Source organism: uncultured Agitococcus sp., assembly GCF_937920075.1.
Taxonomy (GTDB): Bacteria; Pseudomonadota; Gammaproteobacteria; order Pseudomonadales; family Moraxellaceae; genus Agitococcus.
Genome location: NZ_CALETI010000491.1, coordinates 1 through 2279, shown reverse-complemented (window position 1 = coordinate 2279; position 2279 = coordinate 1). Strand labels below are relative to the sequence as shown.

The following is a 2279-nucleotide window of genomic DNA, read 5'->3' as shown; positions in this document are numbered from 1 at the left end:
TGGTGATGAAGCTAGAACAACAAAAGAGGTGGTATATTGTAGCGGTTTATCATGACTTTGGGTAAAATCGCCGCCGTTTTCTCCTCGTAGTTAAATGGATATAACGGCCCCCTCCTAAGGGGCAATTACAGGTTCAATTCCTGTCGAGGGGACGATTTCTTAAAAGTTAATAAATAATCAGTATTATTGTTGAGTGCAAAAGCTATTTGTGTAGCGGCATCAGGCGATAAATCTGGATATTCTTCTTGCAAAAAATCCGTTAAATCTTCACATGACCAGTTATCTAACGAGCTAATGTAGTCAGGATAGATTATTTGCCATTCTTGCCAAGATAAATGACGTTTGGATAAGCACATACCCTGTTGTCGATAAATTAGCGATAAGTAACTCATAAAATAATTCTTCAGTTAGACAATTTGTTAGAGCATTGCAAGTAATTAATGATTATCATTAAAACAAATTTTATATTTATTAGGGAATCAAATTAAGTCGATTGCTTTAGGCTTATTTGAGCAAAATTTAGCGATTGCTAAAGTGTCAGGCATATTAATGCGTAATGAACTAGATCAAGCCAAAAAATGGGTATTTGACCATATTCAACAATATGGCAAAATTGCTGCATTAATTGTCATTGAGCCAGAATTCCAAGGTTTACAAGAGTTAGTTGAATGGCAAGATATAGAGCATGATGAATATATTCAACAACATACAAAAGCATTAGCGATTGTCGGTTCAGAGCAATGGTCAGAAGATGCTATTCTATTTTTATTAGGCGGTTTGTTACCATTCCCAATAAAGTACTTTCAACCTAAAGAGCAGCCTCTAGCTGAAGCTTGGTTATTAAGCCATTAACAAATAAAAAGGGCGACCTAAGGTCGCCCTTGGACATCAACCACGAAATACTTAGGCGGCTGGTGTTTCGTTGCTGCTAGTGGTTGCAGCGGCTTCAGCAGCAGGAGCGTCTGTTGTAGCTGGTGTTGCATCAGCAACTGGAGCTTTTTTAACAGGAGCTTTGCGTGTTGCAGGACGTTTAGGTGCAGCAGGTGTTGCAGCTTCTGTAGTTGCTTTTTTAGCAGGAGCTTTACGAGCTGCAGCGCGTTTTACAGGAGCGGTTGCTTTTTCAACAGCTTCAGCAACTTGAGCAGCATCTTTTTTCACTTCTTGAGCAAGATTAGCCGCTTCTTTTTCGACAGCAGCAACAGCTTGAGTGGCTTCTTTTTTCACTTCTTCAACTAAAGCAACAGCAGCTTCTTTGCCTTTAGCTAATTTAGTTTGAACATAAGAACGTAATTCGCTGGTTTGGAAAATACTTTTAGCTTTTTCGTAGTCTTTTTTCGCAGCTTCTAAAGCAGCTTCAGCATGACTTTGAGCGTCTTCTAACAATTTTTTAGCTTCTACATCGCCGTTTTTAATGACTTGAGCCAATTTAGCTAAAATGTCTTTGTAGCTAGCTTCGGCTTTTTCAACTAATTTGCGAGCAGATTCAATATATTTTTCAGCTTCTTTTTGCGCTTTTTTGGCTAACTTCTGTAATTGTTCGCTAGTATCAACAACTAATTGTTCAGTTTTGGCGGCTTTTTTCTTGCTTGGCATGGTGGTGCTCCTAGAAAATCAAAAGAGGTAAGGGCTTATTAGCAAAATTAACTCAAAATAGTGACAGATAGAATAAAAATTGTCTAACAAAAATACAATTTATTGGTTGGATGACTGTTTTTTTATTTTTTTAAATAATAATAATAAGAAATTTAGTTTAAAACACCAAAATTACTATTTTACTAAGTAAATTAGCCAAAAATAATAGCGGCTTGTCTAGCATAAAAACATAACACATCTTATGCTTAGCGGCTTAATAATATTTTTTAGTTAGAGAGTCAGATTTGCGCATATTACCGAATGCTTGTGTTTAACAAAGTCAAAACAAGCGGGTCTTGTACACTAAAGGCGATGGCCGCGTAAATTCTAAGATGATAAAAACAACTGAGATTGGAGTATATATGAAACGTTTAGTTTTGGCAGCCGCATTATCAATGACAACGATCGCGTGGGCTGCTGAGCCTGTAGCAGCGACACCTGCAACAACGGTGTTTGCTAATGAAGATGCAAAAGTTGCTTATAGTTTAGGGTATATTTTTGGCAAAAATAATGCCACTGCTATTGAGAATTTGGATATTGAAAAATTTGTTGCAGGATTTAAAGAAGGATATGCAGGTAAGCAAGGTGCTTTATCTGAAGAGGAAATTAAAAAGATTTTAACAGATTATAAAGAGCGTCGTGTTGCG

At 36.9% G+C, this 2279-nt stretch carries 4 protein-coding genes and 1 tRNA gene; 3 read left to right on the top strand and 2 right to left on the bottom strand.

Features of this window, described 5'->3' with window-relative positions:
- Positions 1-80 precede the first annotated feature (80 nt).
- A tRNA-Arg gene (locus tag Q0212_RS16530) sits at positions 81-152 on the top strand.
- On the opposite strand, the gene Q0212_RS16525 is transcribed toward Q0212_RS16530, so the two are convergent.
- Positions 126-392 carry a hypothetical protein gene (locus tag Q0212_RS16525; protein WP_297927575.1) on the bottom strand — a complete coding sequence of 89 codons (267 nt, stop codon included), beginning with the start codon at positions 390-392 and terminating at the stop codon, positions 126-128. The two genes, Q0212_RS16530 and Q0212_RS16525, sit on opposite strands and share 27 nt — an antisense overlap.
- 142 nt (positions 393-534) lie before the next feature.
- On the opposite strand from Q0212_RS16525, the gene Q0212_RS16520 reads away from it, so the two are divergent.
- Positions 535-852 (top strand): STAS/SEC14 domain-containing protein, encoded by a 318-nt coding sequence (locus Q0212_RS16520; protein WP_297927574.1) that lies wholly within the window; start codon positions 535-537, stop codon positions 850-852.
- A gap of 51 nt (positions 853-903) precedes the next feature.
- On the opposite strand, the gene Q0212_RS16515 is transcribed toward Q0212_RS16520, so the two are convergent.
- Positions 904-1593: a hypothetical protein gene (locus tag Q0212_RS16515; RefSeq protein ID WP_297927572.1), complete on the bottom strand. Its 690-nt coding sequence runs from the start codon at positions 1591-1593 to the stop codon at positions 904-906.
- A 401-nt stretch (positions 1594-1994) separates the two neighbouring features.
- Between Q0212_RS16515 and Q0212_RS16510 the strand changes: the two genes are divergently transcribed.
- On the top strand, positions 1995-2279 hold a 285-nt coding region (locus Q0212_RS16510; protein ID WP_297927570.1), incomplete at its 3' end, for an FKBP-type peptidyl-prolyl cis-trans isomerase N-terminal domain-containing protein.

Bases quoted from the DNA above. Each gene is read 5' to 3' on its own strand.
- Q0212_RS16525 (WP_297927575.1), bottom strand. From the start codon at position 392: ATGAGTTACTTATCGCTAATTTATCGACAACAGGGTATGTGCTTATCC.
- Q0212_RS16515 (WP_297927572.1), bottom strand. From the start codon at position 1,593: ATGCCAAGCAAGAAAAAAGCCGCCAAAACTGAACAATTAGTTGTTGAT.